We start from the raw sequence: 19,563 nt of genomic DNA on the forward strand, positions 1-19,563 counted from the left end.
CCGGTGCTACGAGCAGAAATCCAGCGGCAGGCGACGCGGCACGAACTGGCCTTTGCCCAGTTGTTCGGCATCGCGCAAGGTGCGCCAGGTGTAATCCAGCGCAGTCTTGACCGCGCTGGCGAGCTGTTCGCCCTGGGCCAGCCGACCGGCCAGGGCGCTGGCCAAGGTGCAACCGGAACCGTGGTAGCTGCCAGGCAGGCGCTGGCAGGTAAAGGTTTCGCGGCGGCCGTCGCGGCTGTACAGGCGATTATGGACTTCATGTTCGTCGCCGTGACCACCGGTGATCAACAGGTGTTTGACGAAGGGCAGCAGTTTTTCCGCGCACTCGTCGGCGCTGCCCTCGGGCAGTTCGGCGAGGATGCGTGCTTCAGGCAGGTTGGGGGTGGCGATGATTGCCAAGGGCAACAGGCGTTCGCGCATGGCGTAGCCGACCTCATCCTTGCCCAGGCGCCCGCCACCGCCGGCACGCAACACCGGGTCGCAGACCATCGGCAGGTGCGGGTGCGCCTGGAGCAGCTCGACCACCGTGTCGACCATTTCCAGGGAGCCGAGCATTCCCAGCTTGACCGCCGCCACCTGGGCATCGTTGAGCACGGCATTGGCTTGCGCCAGCACCCACTCGCGATCGAGCACGCGGAAATCGCTGACGTTGACGGTGTCTTGCACGGTCAATGCGGTAACGGCGGGGGCGGCATGGCAACCCTGGGCGAGCAGGGCTTCGATATCTGCCTGCAAACCGGCGCCACCACTGGGATCGTGGCCGGAGAGGCAAAGGACAACGGGGCGAGAGCTGTAGATATTCATGGTGCGCGAGCTTACCACCAAACCTGTTTGATCGGCGCGCACCTGCGCCAGAGGAAAATTTATGTGATGGGGGAATTTCTTTGTGGCGAGGGGATTTATCCCCGCTGGGGTGCGCAGCAGCCCTAAACCTGACACTGCGGTGTGTCAGACAACTTGAATGGGGGCGCTTCGCACCCCAACGGGGATAAATCCCCTCGCCACAGAAACCATGTTCCAGGTCCAAACAGTCGAGTCCGGCTCCAAGGCGCTATTCAATCTGACCAAAGCAACAGCTCTATCTCAACGCTTTGCTCTGAAACGCCCGTTCTAGAGCCCTCTGTGGTAAAAAATTCGATGGTGCAAATTGGCCATCAACGGCTATGCTAGAGATGGATCCAACACATAACAGGTAATGCCGGTTTTACGTCTACTCAGGGAATGGGGGGCTTCCTGACTCAACCGGACAGGCCACGCTGGGGCTTCAATGCGCTATTTGCTGATGTTACTGCTGTGCTTGCCCCCTCTGGCAAGTGCCCTGGAATTCGATGAATTCACCCAAAACCTGCCCTTGGGCCATGCCCTGCAAGTGTTCGAAGATGCGGGCGGTACGGCGACGCTTGATGAGGTCCTGGCCCAGTCCGCGGCGGGCGCTTTCAAACCCCACGACAAAGCCACGCTGAACGCTGGTTACTCACGATCAGCCTTCTGGTTGAAAATCGACCTGCACTATCGTCCCGGCAATCCCGACGCCCAGCGCACCTGGCTGCTGGAATTGGCCTACCCGCCATTGGACCACCTCGATTTGTACCTGCCTGACGCGACGGGGGCCTATCGCCTGGTTCGCCAGACCGGTGATGCATTGTCGTTCGCCAGCCGCGAGATCCGCCAGAACAACTATCTGTTCAGCCTGGCGTTCAAACCCGAGCAACAACAGACCGTCTATCTGCGCCTGCAAAGCCAGGGTTCGATCCAGGCACCGTTGACGCTGTGGTCGAGCACCGCGTACCTCGAGCAACAGCCGGTGCGCCTGTATGTGCTGGGTATCATCTATGGCGTGCTGCTGGGGATGCTGGTGTACAACCTGTTCATCTACCTGAGCGTGCGCGATACCAGCTACCTCTATTACATCTTCTATATCGCCTCGTTCGGCCTGTACCAGTTGTCGGTCAATGGTGCCGCCGTGGAGTTCTTCTGGCCGGACAACCCCTGGTGGGCCAACGCCGCGACGCCGTTCTTCATTGGCTGCGCGGGCCTGTTTGGCAGCCAGTTCGCCCGCAGCTTCCTGCAAACTGCCCAGCATGGCCGCTGGATGGACCGCATGCTGCTGGCACTGATCGGCTACAGCGCCGTGGTCATCGGCCTGTCGCTGATGACCAGTTATGCCCTGGCGCTGCGCCTGGCAACGGCGTTGGCGCTGGTGTTCACGGTGGCGATCTTTGCCGCCGGGCTGTTCGCCTGGTGGCGTGGCCTGCGGGTGGCGCGTTATTTCATCATCGCCTGGTCGGCGTTTCTGCTGGGGGGCATCATCAATACCTTGATGGTGTTGGGTTACCTGCCGAACGTCTTCCTGACCATGTACGCCAGCCAGATCGGCTCGGCCATCGAAGTGGCGCTGTTGTCCCTGGCCCTGGCCGACCGTATCAATGCCATGCGCGAACAGCAGGCCCAGACCCTGTTGGACGCCGGGCAGAAACTCGAAGTGCTCAACCAGCAACTGGCCCACGGCAACAAGCTCAAGGATGAATTCCTCGCCACCCTGACCCATGAACTGCGCACGCCGATGAATGGCGTGATCGGTTCCCTGGAGCTGATGGAAACCGTCGAGATGGACGAGGAACTGACCCAGTATCAGCAGACCGCCGCCGGGTCGGCGCGGGACATGATGCGCATGGTCAATGGCATCCTCACCCTCACCGAGTTGCAGGCCGGCAAGCTCAAGGTCTATCCCGCGCCGTTCAGTCTGCGTGGAGTGGTCGATGCGCTGCAGGTGCAGTTCGGCGCCAATGCTGCGGCCAAGGGCCTGGATTTCAAGGTCGACGTGGCCCCGGGCCTGACGGACCGGTTGCTCGGCGACAGCGGCAAACTGGCCCAGAGCCTGGAATGCCTGCTGGACAACGCCATCAAGTTCACGCGGGTGGGCGGCTTGGCCTTGCGAGTCAGCGGCCGGTCGACGGAGTTTGGTCGGGTGGTGCTGTCCTTTGCCGTCATCGACACCGGAATCGGTTTTACCGACTTGGGGGAAGCGACCTTGTACCAGCGCTTCTTCCAACTCGACGGCTCGATGACCCGCGAATACGGCGGCCTCGGTGTGGGCCTGGCCATCTGCCGGCAATTGGTGGAACTGCTGGGCGGGCGCCTGACCCACACCTCCGAGCCTGGTCGCGGCAGCCGTTTCCAGTTGGACGTGGAGTTTGACGTGGCCTTGCCGGCGGCGGTCCCGACGCCGTTTGCCTTCGGTGGCCGCCAAGGTTCGCGCCAACCCCAGGATTGCACGGTGCTGCTGGCGGATGACAACAACATCGATCAGTTGGTCATGCGCGGCATGCTGCTCAAGCTGGGTTATCGGGTGCGCACCGCCGACAGTGGCCGCGCCGCGCTGGAGCTGCTGCACGGCGAGCGCTTTGATGCGGTGCTGCTCGATTGCCAAGCGCCGCCGCTGGACGGTGTGTCGGTCTGCTGCCAGATCCGATCGTTGTCCGGCTGCGAGGAGCTGCCGGTGCTGGTGGTCAGCCCGAACGTGGGCCATGAGTGTTGCCCGTCGGGCGCGTTGATCGATTACCTGAGCAAGCCGGTGAAATTCGAGGCCTTGCAGGCGACGCTCCAGCGTCGGGTGCTGTGCCCCAGGCAGGGTGAAAGCGCCGATATTTAGGCGCATATGACACTTTGTTCGGCTTGGAGGCGGTGCTTAACTGAATCCCTGCCGATCGAGGAGCCCTCTCATGAACCTGCACCAGTTCGCTGAAACCCACGACGTCACCAATCAGCCGCCATCCCTGGATGGCGCGAACCTGTACCGCATCGACCTGCCGCTGCAACAGTGGTCGCAGCGCTTTGGGGCTGGCTGGGCGCAGGCGCGGATCGATGCGTATGGGGCGTTGGCCGGCGGGCCATTGATGGAAGCGGGCTTCCTGGCCAACCAGAACAAACCGGTTTTTTCCAGTCATGACCGTTACGGTCATCGCATCGATCTGGTGGAATTCCATCCCGCGTATCACCAGTTGATGCGGGCCGCCGTCGAGCATGGCCTGCCCAGTTTGCCCTGGGCCCATCCACAGCCCGGTGCGCATGTCGCCCGTGCCTCGATGACCTACCTGCACAGCCAGGCTGAAGCCGGTACTGGTTGCCCGTTGACCATGACTTTTGCCAGCGTGCCAGCGCTGCGCTTGCAGCCGGACCTGGCCGAGCGCTGGGTGCCGAAGGTGCTCGCCACCGAGTACGACCCGCGCAATGTCGGCATGGCCCACAAGCCCGGGGTGACCGTGGGCATGGCAATGACCGAAAAACAGGGCGGCACCGATGTGCGGGCCAACACCACCAAGGCCTATCCGGTGGGCGCCAGCGGCCCGGGCCAGGCCTATGAGCTGGTGGGGCACAAATGGTTCTGTTCGGCGCCGATGTGCGACGCCTTCCTCACCTTGGCCCAGACCGACAAGGGGCTGACCTGTTTCCTGCTGCCGCGCCATCGCCCCGACGATACGCGCAATCAGTTCTACATCCAGCGCTTGAAAAACAAACTGGGCAACTGTTCCAACGCCTCCAGCGAAGTCGAGTTCCGTGGCGCACTGGCCTGGATGGTCGGTGAAGAAGGCCGAGGCGTGCCGACGATCATCGAGATGGTGGCCATGACCCGCTTCGATTGCATGGTCGGCTCCAGCGCCTTGATGCGCCAGGCGTTGACCCAGGCCAGCCATCACTGCGCGCACCGCAAGGTCGGCGGCAAGCTGTTGAGCGAACAGCCGCTGATGCAAAACGTCCTGGCTGACCTGGCGCTGGAAAGCGAGTCCGCCCTGGCCTTGAGCCTGCGCATGGGCCGGGCGCTGGACCACTTGAACGACGAGCACGAGGCCAAGTTCGCCCGGCTGGTGACGGCGGTGGGCAAGTACTGGATCTGCAAGCGCGCCCCCGCGATGATCAACGAAGCTGCCGAATGCATGGGCGGTGCCGGCTACGTCGAAGACAGCATCCTGCCGCGCCTGTACCGCGAAGCGCCGGTCAACTCGACGTGGGAAGGCTCCGGCAACGTGCAATGCCTCGATGTGTTGCGCGCCTTGTCCAAGGAGCCGGGTGTGCTGGAGGTCTTGTTCAGCGAATTGGGCGACGGCCACGGCGACAAGCGCCTGGCCGGCCACATCCATCAATTGCACGCGGCGTTCAAGGACACCGACGACATCCAGTACCGCGCCCGGCAATTGACCGAAGACATCGCCGTTGGCTTGCAAGCCAAACTGTTGCTCGAAGCGGGCAACAGTGAGGTCAGCGATGCCTTTATCGCCAGTCGCCTGGGTTCGACCGGCCGGGTGTACGGTGCCCTGCCTCGGGGCTTGGATGTAGAGGCCATCGTCGCCCGCTCGACCCCACACGGCTTTTAAGAGGGTTCAGGTTGGCGCATAACCCTGTGGGAGCGGGCTTGCTCGCGAAAGCTTCGTCACATTCAGCATCTTTGTTGTCTGACACACCGTTTTCGCGAGCAAGCCCGCTCCCACAGGGTTATGCGGTGAATGCGGATCTGCAACTGCCGGCGACCAAGGGTGGGAGCGATCGAGTCCACTACGCCACTGTTCCCGTCAGACGACGATGCAGGCAAGATGAAGGCCTGCAAGTCAGAACACAGGAAGCTGATCGTGACCGAAGCGTTTATTGTCGTTCAAACCGCCGAACAAGCCGTGGATCGTCTGGCGGCCCTGCACGAGCGTGCGACCACCGCGCTGAACCAGGCGCTGATGCGTTATCTCAAGGATCGCATCGAGCCGGATGCCGAGCAGCGTGCATTGTTTCGTTATCCGGCTCTGCGCCTGACCTATCACTGCCACGGCGAAGTCCCGCAAACCACACGGGCCTACGCCAAGGTCCAGTTGCCCGGCACCTACAGCGTCACCGTCACCCATCCCGCCGCGTTCCGTAAATACCTGCTGGAACAGCTGGTCCCGTTGATGCACGACTTTACCGTCACCGTGGAAGTGGGCGTCAGCGAGCAGAACATCCCGTACCCGTACGTGGTGGAGCAGGGCGACGAACTGGCCGGCTCCGGTGTGACCGCCGCCGTGCTGGCGCGGGTATTCCCCAGCACTGACCTGTCGGCCGCCACCGATGGCATCGCCGACGGCCTCTATGACTGGGAAAACACCGACCCGCTGCCCTTGGCGCTGTTCGACGCCGCGCGGGTGGATTTTTCCCTGCGCCGGCTGGTGCATTACACCGGCAGCGACTGGCGCCATGTGCAGCCGTGGATCCTGCTGACCAACTACCACCGCTATGTCGACCAGTTCATCGTCCATGGCCTGGAGCAACTGCGCAGCGACCCGCGCTTTGTGCGCATGGTCCTGCCGGGCAACGTGATCATCGACAAGAACATGGAGCACAGCGAAGCGTCGGCCATCGCCGCCGGGGTGGTCTGGCACCGCTATCAGATGCCGGCCTATCACCTGCAGGCCAATGATGGCCATGGCGTGACCCTGGTGAACATCGGTGTCGGCCCGTCCAACGCCAAGAACATCACCGACCACCTCGCCGTGCTGCGCCCGCATTGCTGGCTGATGATCGGCCATTGCGGCGGGTTGCGGCAGTCCCAGACCATTGGCGACTATGTGCTGGCCCACGCCTATATGCGCCGCGACGGGATCCTAGACCGGGTGGTACCGCCGAACATTCCGATTCCGGCCTTGGCCGAAGTGCAGATGGCCCTGCAGCAGGCGGCGGCGAATATCACCGGCGAAAAGGGCGACGAGCTGAAGAAACGCCTGCGCACCGGCACCGTGCTGACCTACGACGACCGTAACTGGGAACTGCGCTGGGCCCAGGAGCGGCCGCTGATCAACCTGTCTCGCGCCGTGGCGGTGGACATGGAAAGCGGCACCATCGCCGCCCAGGGTTATCGTCTGCGGGTGCCTTATGGCACGCTGCTGTGCGTCTCGGACAAACCGCTGCACAGCGAGATCAAGCTGCCGGGTTCGGCTAACGCGTTCTATGAGCGAGCGGTCAACCAGCATTTGAAGATCGGCATCGCGGCGCTGGACCTGTTGCGCACCGAACTCAACTCGTTGCATTCGCGCAAGCTGCGCAGCTTCGACGAGCCGCCGTTCCGCTGATCGGATGGTGGTCATTTAACGGTCGGGCCACTAGCATGGTCGGCCCTGACCGTTAGATGTTGTATTCGCCATGCCCCGTCCCCCACGCCCCGCTTCCCGTCGCCCTGGCGCGAAGCTCCCCGCCGCAGCCCCGCGCCGTGAGGCCAAGGCTCCGCCGGCCGAGCCAAAGCTGATCCTGTTCAACAAACCCTTCGATGTGCTGACGCAATTCAGCGACGGTGAGGGGCGGGCGACGCTCAAGGATTTTATCGACGTACCGGGCATCTACCCGGCCGGGCGGCTGGATCGCGACAGCGAAGGGCTACTGTTGCTGACCAACGATGGGCAGCTGCAGGCGCGTATTGCCGACCCCAAACACAAGCTGGCCAAGACCTATTGGGTGCAAGTCGAGGGTGAACCGAGCGCTGAACAATTGCAGCGTTTGCGCGAGGGCGTGGAATTGAACGACGGCATGACGTTGCCGGCCGAGGCGCGGCAACTGGACGAGCCACAATTGTGGCCTCGCAACCCGCCGGTGCGTTTTCGTAAAAGCGTGCCCACGAGCTGGCTGGAGCTGGTGATCCGCGAAGGGCGCAACCGTCAGGTGCGACGCATGACCGCTGCGGTGGGTTTGCCGACACTGCGCCTGGTGCGGGTCAGGATCGGTGACTGGACGCTCGAAGGGCTCGACCAGGGCCAGTGGAAGGAAGTGCCGGCGCGCTTATAGCGTCCCGGATTCGATCAGGCCGATCACCACGCTCTTGATGATGAACGCGGCCACGCCGAGGCCCAGCACGAAAAACAGGATGAACGAGCCAAAACGCCCGGCCTTGGACTTCTTCGCCAGGTCCCAGACGATGAAACCCATGAAAATGATCAGGATGCTGACCAGGCCGGTCATCATCCACTCTTCGAAAACAGCAGGATCCATCAGGACACTCCGGCGTGGGCGGGATTGAAAAGGCGCGGCGAGTATAAGGCATGGGGGGCGGGTGGGGGATTGGCCTGCGGCGGTGTGTCGCAGCTATTCATCGCCTGGGCTGACGCTATAGACCCATGTGGGAGCGAGCTTGCTCGCGATGGCGGTAGCACATCCAACGTCAATGCAAGCTGAACCACCGCTATCGCGAGCAAGCTCGCTCCCACAGGGATTTGCGGTAGGCGCGATTTCTGTGAGCACCCGGAACCCATGTGGGAGCGAGCCTGCTCGCGATGGCGCCTTCAACTGCGCAGGTGCGTCAACGGCAGCTCGGTACTGTTAAGCACCTGGTTCAGCACAAAGCTCGAACGCACGCTGGTGACGCCATCGATCCGGGTCAGGTGCCCCAACAGCAGTTTCTGGTAATGGTCCATGTCCGGCACTACCACCTTGAGCTGATAGTCCGCGTCCATGCCGGTGACCAAGCTGCACTCCAGCACTTGCGGCAGGTTGCGGATGGCGGCTTCGAAGTTCTCGAAGCGCTCGGGTGTGTGGCGGTCCATGCCGATCAGCACATAAGCCGTCAGGCTCAGGCCCAGCAGCTTGCGGTCGAGCAGGGCGACCTGGCGGGTGATGTAGCCGTCATCTTCCAACTGCTTGACCCGTCGCGAGCAAGGGGAGGGCGACAGGCCGATGCGTTCGGCCAGTTCCTGGTTGGAGATGCGCGCGTCGCGCTGCAATTCCGCCAGAATGCTCAGGTCGTAACGGTCGAGTTTGCTCATCGGTCGGGCCTTTATCTTGATAATTGCGGCAGATTATCTATCCGGGGTTAAAAATTGCGCAAGTGATGTTTATTTAAGCAATCTTCGCAATCATCCGTCGGCACCCCACGCTTATGCTTACCACCAAGATCACTGCTCGGACAAACAGTCCAGTGCAGCCCGCCCAATCAGGCCGGCTGCGGTCGCAGTACCCACCGGTACTGGCAGACCCCCGAGCTGCACACCGTCCAGAAGACGGCGTGAGGTGAGCCGACGTCATAAGCGTCGCGCACGGACGAAGTTCTCAAGGGGAGGCCGACGGGTCTCCCTTTTTTATTGGGCGCAGATTCTGCTTTGGCTAGGGCGCGTCATATCCGCAAGAACGCAGGCGTTGGCGGGTCAGGCGTTTGTCCGGGTAGTCGCTGCCCCAATTCAGATGCTGGTCATAACGAGATTTGACGTGGGCGCAGGCAGCCTTGATTTTTGCGTCAGCCTCCGCCAGGGCGGTATCGGACAGGCGATTGATTTTCAGGCTTTGGAAAAAAGGCAGGATAAACGCCTGATCCAGGTCGTAGCCTTTACTACCTTCGGGCAAGCGTTGGCCGGCGTTGACCGAGAATGGCTGTTTCAAGCCGCTCTGGTTTTCCCAGCACCAGTAGGTGACGTCTTCTTCCCATGCATTCGTCGGGCTATGCCAAATGTCATAGAAGCGCAAGCATTGCATGCCTTGCCGCGTGACCCAATCGATTCCTTCGGGGCGTGCCTTGCTTGGGGGGAGGTCCATCAGGGCGAGTTTGTTTTGCAGGAACTGCTCGGGAGAATAGAGCGTCCCTTCGTCCTTGCCGTCAAGCAGGCTTTCGACGGTTATCCAGCGCGATGAGGCCAGTACGACGAGGTCATCGGAGCGAAAGCCGCCTGCAGCACTCGCCGACTGAATGTCGCGCACCTTGTCATAGTTGAAGCCGCTTTTGATCGTGCCGCACGGCGTGTGCCGCAATGGCCCTGGCAGGTCGTAGGAGAACCGTGGGCTCAGGGTCACCCGTTGTTCCCCCACTTCACACAGCATTCGGCTCAGCCGCTTATCATCTTCATGCACCCGCGGCGCGGGCACGCAGCCCCACAGGGCCACGGGCAGCAGCGTCAGGGCAACGCGCCCGGGCCTCAAAGCGAGGCGCCGAAGGAGTTACCGTTCTTGTCGATGAAAGTTGGCACGATGTAAGTCTTTTTCGTCGTCCCGTCTTTGTCGGTAGTCGTGCCGTTCTTGAAATCTTGTTGCACTTGGTTAGTGCCTGTTTGGCACATGGATTTCACCTGGCACAAATAGTTGGAGTGCGGGCTCTCCTTACCCAGGAGGCCAGGGATTGTGAATATAGCCCCCAGGTACCGGGTGATCGGGTCGCTGGAGTTAAGGGCATTGTGGCCCAGCAAGTCGGAGACGGTGTCTGTCTTGGGCAACATGCCAAAGAACACTTGGCTGTCCGGGCGGTTGACCTGGAAAACCGCGTTGTTGCCGTCGGTATTGAAGCCCGCCTCTTGGGCGGCGTCAAAGAAGTGTTGCGCGAACACTGGCGCGCCAGACAGTTGAATGCCGCCTGCACTGTTGCCAAATTGCAGACCATCAAGCCCTCGATAGGTGAGCAACGCGCCCTGGCTGTGGCCCACCAAGTCCAGCTTGAACCCCTGGTCAATACCCGCCTGGTAGAACTCACTCACCTGTTGCGCGTTACCGGATCGTTTGACGCTACCCAAGGCCACGTCCCATAGGGACTCCACCAGGTCACCCAGGAGGCCGTGCTCCGGGTTGTAGCCTTGCATGAAGCTGTCCTTGCCGCCTTGCATGCTGCCATTCACCGCTGCATCTTGCAGCGAGTTCTGGATGCCGTTGATGGCAATCACCCCCTTGGCGTCAGGACGCACAATCAAGTCGAAGTCGACCTTATCCACCAGCGGCTTGCCGGTTTTCGGGTCCATGATGATCTTGCCTGTGGAGTCTTTCTTGTAATCCACTGTAGTGCGGTAAAAACTCATATCACCGCTGAGCAGCACCGGCAGTTGCGTCGCTGCGCCGCCGTGGCTGATCACGCCCGGCATCAGGCCCAGGGTCCCGTACGAGGTTTTATCCAAAGCAGCTTGCAGTACGCCCGGAATCCACGCCAAAGGTGCCAGGCCTGGATTTTCCTCCAGCGCTTTTTCGGTGAGGCCGGTCATGTCGCCATAGGGTTTGAACAGGTCGGAACTGCTCTTGCCATAGTTCTGCAGCCCTTTTTTCCACCGATCCAAGGTTTGCGACGGGTTGCCCACCGAGTTCAACGACGACTCGCTCACATAGAGGTCGGTACGCTTTTCCTTGTCCCGAGTGATGTCGTAGGCCTTGGACGGGTCGCGGTTGAGGCCGCCGGTGGAGGTTTGCCCGGTAACCGCATCGTTGCGCACGATGATGTTGCCCGCGCCGACGGTGGCGCGCACGTCCTGCTCGCGCTCCTTGCGGTAGTCGTAGCCGCTCACGCTCCAGCCATTGAAGCCTTCCTTGGGGGCGCCGCTCAGGCTCTTGTCGCCAGTGAAGGCCACGTCCTTGCCGCCGGTGGCCTTGGCGCCGTTACCCGCGTCCGCGCCCCAACCAAAGGCACCGCCAACGTTGACGTAGTAGCTGTGCTCCTTGTCTACGCCATTGATGTCACGGAAGCCCAGGGTGTTGGTGTCGAGCTTGAGCTTGCCGTTGTCGGCGGCGATCAGCGCACCGTCGATCTGGGTGTGTTTTTCGGTACGGATATCCACGCCGTTTTTACCAGTGATGCTGGTTTGCTGCTCGACCCAATGGGTCTTGCCGGTGGTCTTGCCCACGCCCACCGAGCCGCTGACGCCCCCACCACCGGCCAGGCCGATGCTGACGGTAACGCTGGCATCGAACTGCTTGCCGCTGACTTTGCCAGTGTCCGGCACCGACGACACCAGCAGGTCGCCGCCAACGCGGCCGACTACTTCGTTGGCGCGCAGGTTGGCGCCGGCGATGGTGGTGTCGTTGCCGCTGTTGAAGCGCAACTGGTTTCCTGCATAGAGGTAGGCAGTCTGCTGTTTCTCGGTCTCGCGCTCCAGCTTGCCCTTACCCATGTCGACGCTGGCGTAGACCGCGATGAAGTCTTTACCGCCCACGGCGATGCCGACCTCGCCACCACCGCTGCGACGGGTGGACTCACTGCTGGAGTCGTTCTGCGCGGCGCGGATGTTCAGGTCCTTGCCGGCACGCAGGTCGATGTCGTGGCCGGCGATCACCTGGGTTCCGACCATGTTCAGGTTCTCGCTCGCCTCGATGTTGGTGTCCCGCCCGGAAAGCAGGACGCTTGGGTTGTTGGTGCCCTGGGTCAGCTCTTCGCTGGCCACGCCATTGCTGCCGCCAATCCCGGCGCGGCCACTGCCACCGCCGCTCTGGCCGTTGATGCCGCCCTGGCTGCGAGTGGTCTGGCTCTCCTCGTTGATCTCGCCACGGGCCACGTCGAGGTTGACGTTCTTGCCCACCAGGGTGATGTCGCGCCCGGCCTCGAACTGACTGCCGCGCACATTGAGGTTGTTGCCGGCCACGGCGTTGATGTCTCGTCCGGCGCTCAAAGTGGAGGGGACGTTGTCACGAATTTCCGAACGCGAGCTGGTGCCCTGGCTGGCCGAGCCAAAGTGGGTGGCGCTGGTGGGCCCGGAGGTGAAGGAGTTGATGGCGTCCACGGTGCTGAGCACGCTGGAGGCTTTGCTGACGTTGTCTTCACCTTTGCCAGTGCCGTTGATGGCATCCATGGTGTTGCCATAGTTGTGGCTGATATTGGCGGTCAGGCCGTTACGGTCGCGGGTCTTGCTGCGCTCCTGGATGAAGGTTTCATCGGCGGCATCGACATTGATGTCGCGCGTGGCTTGGAGACTGATGTCGCGTCCGGCGTCGAGGCCCGCACCTTCGAGGGTCAGGTCGCGTCCGGCCTGGACGGTCATGTCCTGGCCGGCCACCAGTTGGCTGCCGGCGGCGGTCTGCTGGGCGTCGCGGGACTTTTGCTTAGTCGCTTCGCGCCCGGCAAACGCAGTGAAACCGTTGCGGTCGCTTTCCAGGGAGAGGCCGGCCTGCTTCGTGGATTTCCAGTTGCTCTGGTCCTGGCTGTTGCTACCGGCCAACACGTTGACGTCGCGCCCAGCACCCACTTGCAGGTTACGCCCTGCCTCGGCGGTGCTGCCGATCATGTTCACGTCACGGATGCTTTGCAAGGTGACATCACGGCCGGCGTTGACCTGACTGCCGACGCTTTGGGTTTGCAGGTTTTCCTGCCCGGACTTCTTCGCCGAGGCGATGGAAATGAAATTGCCGGAGGTGCTGAAGCCCACTTTGCTTTTGTACTTCTCGCTCTGACTGGTGGACTCGTTGGCGGCGTCCATCAGGTTGACGTCGCCGTTCTTGTCGATCATCCCGGCGCGCAATTGCGCATCGCGCTTGGCATCGATACGGCTGGCGGACAGATTGACGTTACCGCCAGCGACCACCACGGCATCGTTACCGGCGTCCAGCTCGCTGCCCACTTGGGTGATGCTGCTGGAACTGCGGCTATTGCCGCTTTTGCTCAGGCCGAAGCTGCCTTTTTTCTTCATGCTATAGCTGCTGTCGGTCTGCTCTTGCGCCGACATCAGGTTCACGTCGCCGGCACCACCGACCAACACGTCATTGCCGGCCTTGAGCTGGCTGCCGATCACGCTCACGTCGCGGCCGCCATTGAGGCCGATGCGACCGTCCTTGTCCTGGGTGACGTTGACGGTCAGGTCATGTCCGGCTTCGATCTGCGAAGCCACGTTGGTGGTCGCCGAGTCCGCGCTCTGGATGGTTTTACTTTTGCCCCAGGAGCCTTTTTTCTTCTGGGAGAAGGTCGAGGACTGTTCGTCCTGGGCCGAGACAATGGCCATGTCATTGCCGGCATTGAGGGCCAGGTCATTACCCGCCTTGACCTGGCTCGCCACGACCGCCATGTCGCGTCCAGCGTTCACTTCCAGGTTGCCACCGGTGGTCACGCTGGAACCGAGGGTCTTGACCGTTTCGTTGGTCACCAGGCCACGGCGGATCGCATTCTGGGTGAAGGTGTGATCCTGCACCGCGAGCATGTCCACATCGCGTCCAGCATTGAGCGTGGCATTGCCGTCGCTGTTGATCTGGCCTTTGTTGGTCAGGTCGCGCCCGGCGTTGACATTCAATTGCTGACGGGCGCTGATCAGGCTGCCTTGATCCAGGTTGGTCCGCGAGCCGGAGCCATAGAGTACCTCCATGGCGGCGCGCTCGTTGACGATGTCGCCTTTGACGGCAGTGAGGTCGACCTGATTGCCGCGTACTTCACCGCCCAGGGCGTTGCGAATACTGTTGGTGGCCATCAAGCTCACACGCTCGCTGGCCTGTGTCAGGCCGCCCTGATAGAGGTTGTTCCCTGCCTCGGCCGACAGGTTGCTGCTGGCCCGCAGGGTGCCGACGTTGGTCAGGTCGCGACCGGCCATCAGGTTAATGTCACGGGCTTGCACCAGACTGCCGCCGCGCAGGTTGCGCGACTCGGCCTGGGCCAGGTAAAGCACCGGCACCAGCACTTGCTGGCCCTGCACCTGGCGAGTTTCCATCCAGACGATGTCGTGGGTCAACGCCGCCACTTGCTGGGCGCTCAAGGCTACGCCGACGCTCAGGCGCAACGCGTCCTTGGAGGCGATGGCGTTATCCATCAGGTACTGGTATTGCTCATAGTCGCTCGTCAGGCTGGCCGCGAGGAAGCGTTGACCGGTCTGGGCCAGCACCGCTTCGCGGATCAGGCGGGTCTCGTAGAGACCATCACCCAGGCGACGCCAGCTACGGTCGTCGTTGTAGCCCAACAGGCCGAACATGTAGTCGGAACTCATGAACCGCGAGAGGTTGGTCAGGTTCGGGTTGGTCTCGATCAGGTAGCGGCTGTCCGGATTCTGGCTGCGCACGAATAGGCCATAGTCACCCTCCGGCAGGCGATAGGTGGCGAGCGCAGTGGGATCGACCGTGACAAAAGGCACGCCGGCAAAGTCCACCGGCACGAAGCTGACCTGGGTGCTGCCGTCGGCAGTGACGCGCTCGACGCGTCGTACATCCGCCGCGACCTGGGTGCTGCCGCCGCTGCCCAGGGCGTTGACGGTGATGGTTTGGCCGCCGACCAGGCCAACGGTGTTGGTCAGGCTCTGGCCAGACAGCTGAGCGCTGGCCTGTTGAGTCAAGGTGCCGTTTTCAAGGTTGCCGGTGACGGTGAGGTTCAACTGGCGACCGGACTGCAAGGTCGACGCGTAACCCGCCTGGGTGCCGTTGTGCACGACGCTGCTCTGACCGATGAGTGGGTACTGAGTGATCGCCGCCGGAATGGGTTGCTGCTGGTCGGGAGCGCTACCGGCATTGGCCGCGTTCCAGGCATTGGCGTTTGATTCTGCCCAACGGAAGTCGCCCTGTTTCACCCCGTGCAGGAAGTAAGTGGTGCTTTCAACACGCTGGTCGAGGGTTGCCCCTCGGTTGTAGAAGTTTGTCGCGTTGACGAATGCGTCGCGGTTGGCTGCGAGCAGGCTTTGTTTGTTTTCCACGGTACCGGCATTGATCAGCAGGTCGCGCCCGGCAATCAGGCGCGCGGCCGGGGAATCCTGGATGACTTTACCCAGGTAGGTGCTGTTGACGATAAACGTCGCGGTGTGGTGCTTGCCGGAACAGTCGGTGCAGTTGATGTCGATACGGCGGCTGACAAGGGATTCGCCGATCTCGAATATGTCTTTGGTGTTTTCCAGGCTGGCGACATTGAGGTTCATGTCGCCTTCGCTTTCGATGTTCGCCGAACGGTTGCTCAGGCTCTGCGCCTGACCATTGTCCAGGGCGGCGAAGCTCAGGTTGCCCTTGCTGTAGATATCGCCGTAGAGGTTGCTCAAGGTGGCACCGCGCAGGTTCATGTCGGCGCCGCTGTAGATCAGGGTATTGGCTGACGTGCTGATGCCGTTGCCAGCGAAGATGTCCAGTTGGCCCATGGCGCCGAGGGTTCCGCGGTTGCCGACTTGGGCGGCGTGGATCTTGAGATTCTGGTTGGCGATCAGGCGCCCGAGGTTGTCCAGGTTACCGCGCAGGGTGAGGGTGGTATCGCCAGCGCTGGCGATGCGTCCGCCATCTTGGCTCAGGTTACCCGCCGAGATGCTGACGGCCTTGGCCGCTGAAACCAGGCCGTTATTATTCAGGTCGCCGGTGAGCGTCAGGCCCAGGTCACCGTCGCTGAGCACTTCGCCGCTGTTGTTCAGGGTCGTGGCGCTTAGCGTCAGGCCGCTGGCACTGGCGATGCGGTCGCCGGCCAGCAGGGTGAGGCTGTCGTTTACGGCCACATCCAATGCACCATTGAACTGCAAGCGCCCGGTGCCATTGATCGAGCTAATGTCCACGTCGGCGCTGCCCAGGCCGGTGATGCTGCCCTGGTTGCCGGTCAGGCTGGCAAGGTCGATCTTGAACAAACCCGCTCCGGTGTGCTCGACGCTACCAGCAAGGTTATTCATCGCGTCAGCTTGGAGGTTGAGCGCCTGGCCAGTGATACCGATGGAGCCGTCCTGGTTATTCAGGGCGCCCGTGAGCAGAATCTGGCTTAGGTCACCGCCAATGGCGCGGATGCGGCCAGTACTGTTATTCAGGTTGCTGCCGGTCAGCAGCAGGTTACCGCCCGATTCGATCAGGCCGGTCTGGTTATAAGTGTTCAAGGCGTTGAGGTTCAGGGTCCTGGCGCTTATTTCACCGCCCGCTCGGTTGTCCAGGATCTGGCCCTGGCTGCTGAGCAGCCCTTGGGCATAAAGGCGGCCTGCCTGGTTGGTCAGGTTGTCGACCACCAGTTTCAAATCGCCGACTTGGGCGTTGATGATCCCGGCCTTGTCGGCCAGTGCGCTGTTGTTCACAGCGGCGGCTTTCACTTCGACACTATCGCCTTGCAACGCTCCGCCCTGATTGTTCAGCGTTCCTTGATCAAGCTGTAGATTGGCGTGACCACCGCCTGCCAGCACAAGTCCTTCGCTGTTATTCACGGTGGTTGCGGTGACTTTCAAACCCTCGGTGCCGGATAGGAGCTGGCCCTTGCGGTTGTCCACCACCGTAGCCTGTACGTCCAGGCGTTTGCCGGTGAGGGTGCCGCCCTGATTGTCGAGCTGGGTGGTCTGGGTCACGCGAACCGTCGACTCGCTGCCATCGATCAGGCCCAGGGCGTTGTTCAAGACGCCCGAGACCGTCAGTTCAATCGCACCGGCGGTGGCAATCGTCGAGCCTTGTGCGCTGTTGTCCAGGCTGGAGACATTGGCCCCGACGCTGCTGCCCAGCAGCACGCCGCCGTGGTTGTCGATGTCGCTGCCATTGATCTGCAAATGGCCGTCGCTCTGCACGCGCCCCTGATGGTTGAGCAATTGCCCCCGCGTCAGGCCCTGATCCTTGAGCGTCAGCAGCGCACCACCAGTCCCGGCCAGCAGCAAGCCGCCGGCGCGGTTGTCGATGCGCCCGGCGCCAACGGTCAGTTGATCGCCCACCACACGGCCGCCGCGGTTATCCAGCAAACCGCTTTGAGTCAACAGCAGTTGCTTACCGACGATCACGCCTTGCTGGTTGTTCAACGTGGCTGCGCTGACGTCGAGATCACCGACTTTGGATTGGAGATGACCGGCGCTGTTGTTCAGTTGTTGGGTCACGACCATGGTCAGCTTGCCGGTTTCGGCGCTGAGCACGCCTTGGGCGTTTTGGCTGAGGCTGTCCAGGCCCGTGCTGAGCTGGCCGCCGTTGACGTTGCCCTTGAGGTTGTTCAGATCACGGGCGGTCAGGGAGGCGCTGCTTGTGCCTTGCAGCAAGCCTTCGGTGTTGTCCACGTCCAGGGCGGTGACGGCCAGTTGATCGGCGCTGATCTTGCCTTGCCGGTTGTTCAGGTTACCTTGGCTGACCAAGGTCAACTGTTGGCCCACCAGCGTGCCGCCCACATTGTCCAGGCTCCCGGCCTTGATGCTCAATGCGGAAGCTGCCTGGATCCGGCCGCCCTGATTGGCCAGGTCTTGCGTAACGGTCAATACGTTGTTGCCAAGCTCGGCACTGATCAAGCCATTGGCGCTGTTGTTCAGACGCTGGGCAGTGAGCTTGAGGTGATCGGCGACAAGTTTCCCGCCTTGGTTCAGTACCTCGGCGGCGCTGACATCCAACAAGCTTTGGGCTTGCAGCACGCCGTCGGTGTTGTCGAGTTGGCCGCTGACGTTGAGGATGGACTGGCCGACGCTGGATGCGATCAGGCCGCCTTGGTTGTCCAGGCGCTCGGCGGTCACTTGCAGTTGGTCGGCGATCACTGAGCCGCGCAGGTTGGTCAGTTGCTTGGCGTTGAGACCGAGGCTGCCGCCGGCCAGTTCGAGGTGGCCGTCGGTGTTGTCCAGGGTGTCGAGATTGAGGGTGGCGGACTGGCCGTCGCCGAAGCGGATCAAACCGCCCAGGTTGACGATGGCCGGCGTCGACAGAGACAGCGTATTGATCCCCAATACCCGCGCCGTCGTACCTTGGTTGACCAGGCGAGAGCTGGTCAGGCCAACGTTGGTGCCCTGGATGATGCCGTTCTGATTGTCGATCACCTCACTGGCACCCACCTCGAGGTTGCGGCTGGCAACGATGTTGCCGGTGTTGCTCAGTTGCCTGGCGGTGATGGCTACGTCACCACCCTGGTTGCGGGTATTGTCCGGATTCACTCCGGCTTCGACGATACCGTTGTTGATGACCTTGCCGGCGCTGGTGATTGTGACTTTGTCGCGAGCGGCGATGCTCTTGCCTACCGTCACATTGCCGCTTGTGTTTACGTTGGCCTGGGTACCCGCGTAGACCTTGCCTTGCACGTCCAGATTTTGTCCATTGACGGTGACCGCCTGGTTGGCGCTGGCGTTGGCCATGCTGACCTTGCCGCTGGTATCGATCTGGATGTCGCCCACGCTGGCTGCCATGTCGCCCGCCAGGCGCACACCCACGCCCTTTTCGGTGCCCACCAGACGAATCGCCCCGGCGTACATGCCGCCCAGGGCCGAGCTGTCGATGGCCAGCTCCGGTTTTTCGCTGCCGTCGTCGGCGCGGGCGGTGGCGCTCAGGCTGTCGGCGTTGACGTCGTTGCGGCCGGTTACCACACTGAGGTTTTTCGCATAGATATTGGCGTTGAGCTTGGCGCTGCGGGTAATCAGGTCGAACTGGTCGACATCACTGGCGTCCAGGCCCGCCCCCTCAATACTGATATCGCCACCGTCGACCTGGAAGCGGTCCAGGCGCTGGCCGTCCATGATGGGTTTGCCGGTGGTCAGGGTGGCGCGCGGTGTGTTGATAAAGCCGCAACCGCTGCAGGTGATGCCATTGGGGTTGGCGACGATGACGCGTGCCGCTTGCCCGGCTACTTCGGTGTAGCCGGCCATCTGGCTGCGATTGCCGCTGGTGATTTCGTTGAGGATGACTTGCGCGGCCTGGCCCTTGAGGTTGTCGTTGCCAAGGATGAATCCGCCTAGCTGAGTGTTCTGCGTCTTGCCGGTGGCGTTATTGAGGATCACGCCGTTCTTGCCGACGTTGTAGTCGGTGAACTTGTTATGGGACAGCCCGCTGCCGTTGGTGCCGTTGATGTTGATCACCGGCACGCCATTACCCGCCGCCCCAATGGTCGTCTTGCCCCCTGCCGCTGCGTCGACCGCAAGACCAGCCGCTGCGGCGACGATCGGATTGAGCAATACAATCGAGGCCAAAGCCAGGGCAATACCTTGAGACAGGGGGCTGCGCACGTCCATGTGAAAGTCTTCCATT

The 19,563-nt window shown here is 62.0% G+C and carries 9 protein-coding genes; 4 read left to right on the plus strand and 5 right to left on the minus strand.

All coding sequences use genetic code 11. The features are described 5' to 3' along the window. Window positions 1-6: 6 nt before the first annotated feature. Complete coding sequence (locus AB4N80_RS09240) at window positions 7-804, minus strand: hydroxymethylpyrimidine/phosphomethylpyrimidine kinase (protein ID WP_024616125.1); 798 nt, start codon at window positions 802-804, stop codon at window positions 7-9. Window positions 805-1,267: 463 nt separating this feature from the next. Here AB4N80_RS09240 and AB4N80_RS09245 point away from each other — a divergent pair, with 463 nt between their 5' ends. The 4 genes from AB4N80_RS09245 to AB4N80_RS09260 all read left to right on the plus strand — a co-directional run bounded on the left by AB4N80_RS09245 (window position 1,268) and on the right by AB4N80_RS09260 (window position 7,794). Continuing rightward, window positions 1,268-3,652, plus strand: a complete 2,385-nt coding sequence (locus tag AB4N80_RS09245; RefSeq protein ID WP_354339267.1) for a hybrid sensor histidine kinase/response regulator — start codon at window positions 1,268-1,270, stop codon at window positions 3,650-3,652. A gap of 70 nt (window positions 3,653-3,722) precedes the next feature. After that, window positions 3,723-5,372 (plus strand): acyl-CoA dehydrogenase family protein, encoded by a 1,650-nt coding sequence (locus AB4N80_RS09250; RefSeq protein WP_122565064.1) that lies wholly within the window; start codon window positions 3,723-3,725, stop codon window positions 5,370-5,372. A gap of 216 nt (window positions 5,373-5,588) precedes the next feature. Next, on the plus strand, window positions 5,589-7,088 hold the full coding sequence (gene amn / locus AB4N80_RS09255; protein WP_460081666.1) for an AMP nucleosidase: 1,500 nt from the start codon (window positions 5,589-5,591) through the stop codon (window positions 7,086-7,088). Window positions 7,089-7,158: 70 nt separating this feature from the next. Next, complete coding sequence (locus AB4N80_RS09260; RefSeq protein WP_460081669.1) at window positions 7,159-7,794, plus strand: pseudouridine synthase; 636 nt, start codon at window positions 7,159-7,161, stop codon at window positions 7,792-7,794. Here AB4N80_RS09260 and AB4N80_RS09265 read toward each other — a convergent pair. From AB4N80_RS09265 to AB4N80_RS09280, 4 genes are all read right to left on the minus strand, one after another. Beyond that, window positions 7,789-7,998, minus strand: coding sequence for a DUF2788 domain-containing protein (locus tag AB4N80_RS09265; protein WP_039594082.1), 210 nt, complete (start codon window positions 7,996-7,998; stop codon window positions 7,789-7,791). The two genes, AB4N80_RS09260 and AB4N80_RS09265, sit on opposite strands and share 6 nt — an antisense overlap. Before the next feature lie 290 nt (window positions 7,999-8,288). Beyond that, entirely contained in the window at window positions 8,289-8,768 is a 480-nt protein-coding gene (locus AB4N80_RS09270) for an Lrp/AsnC family transcriptional regulator (RefSeq protein ID WP_003185723.1), read from the minus strand. Window positions 8,769-9,105: 337 nt separating this feature from the next. After that, window positions 9,106-9,786 carry a hypothetical protein gene (locus tag AB4N80_RS09275; protein ID WP_163006685.1) on the minus strand — a complete coding sequence of 227 codons (681 nt, stop codon included), beginning with the start codon at window positions 9,784-9,786 and terminating at the stop codon, window positions 9,106-9,108. Window positions 9,787-9,908: 122 nt separating this feature from the next. Next, window positions 9,909-19,547, minus strand: coding sequence for a hemagglutinin repeat-containing protein (locus tag AB4N80_RS09280; protein ID WP_460081674.1), 9,639 nt, complete (start codon window positions 19,545-19,547; stop codon window positions 9,909-9,911). Window positions 19,548-19,563 lie beyond the last annotated feature (16 nt).

This window comes from Pseudomonas sp. H3_A02, assembly GCF_054671965.1.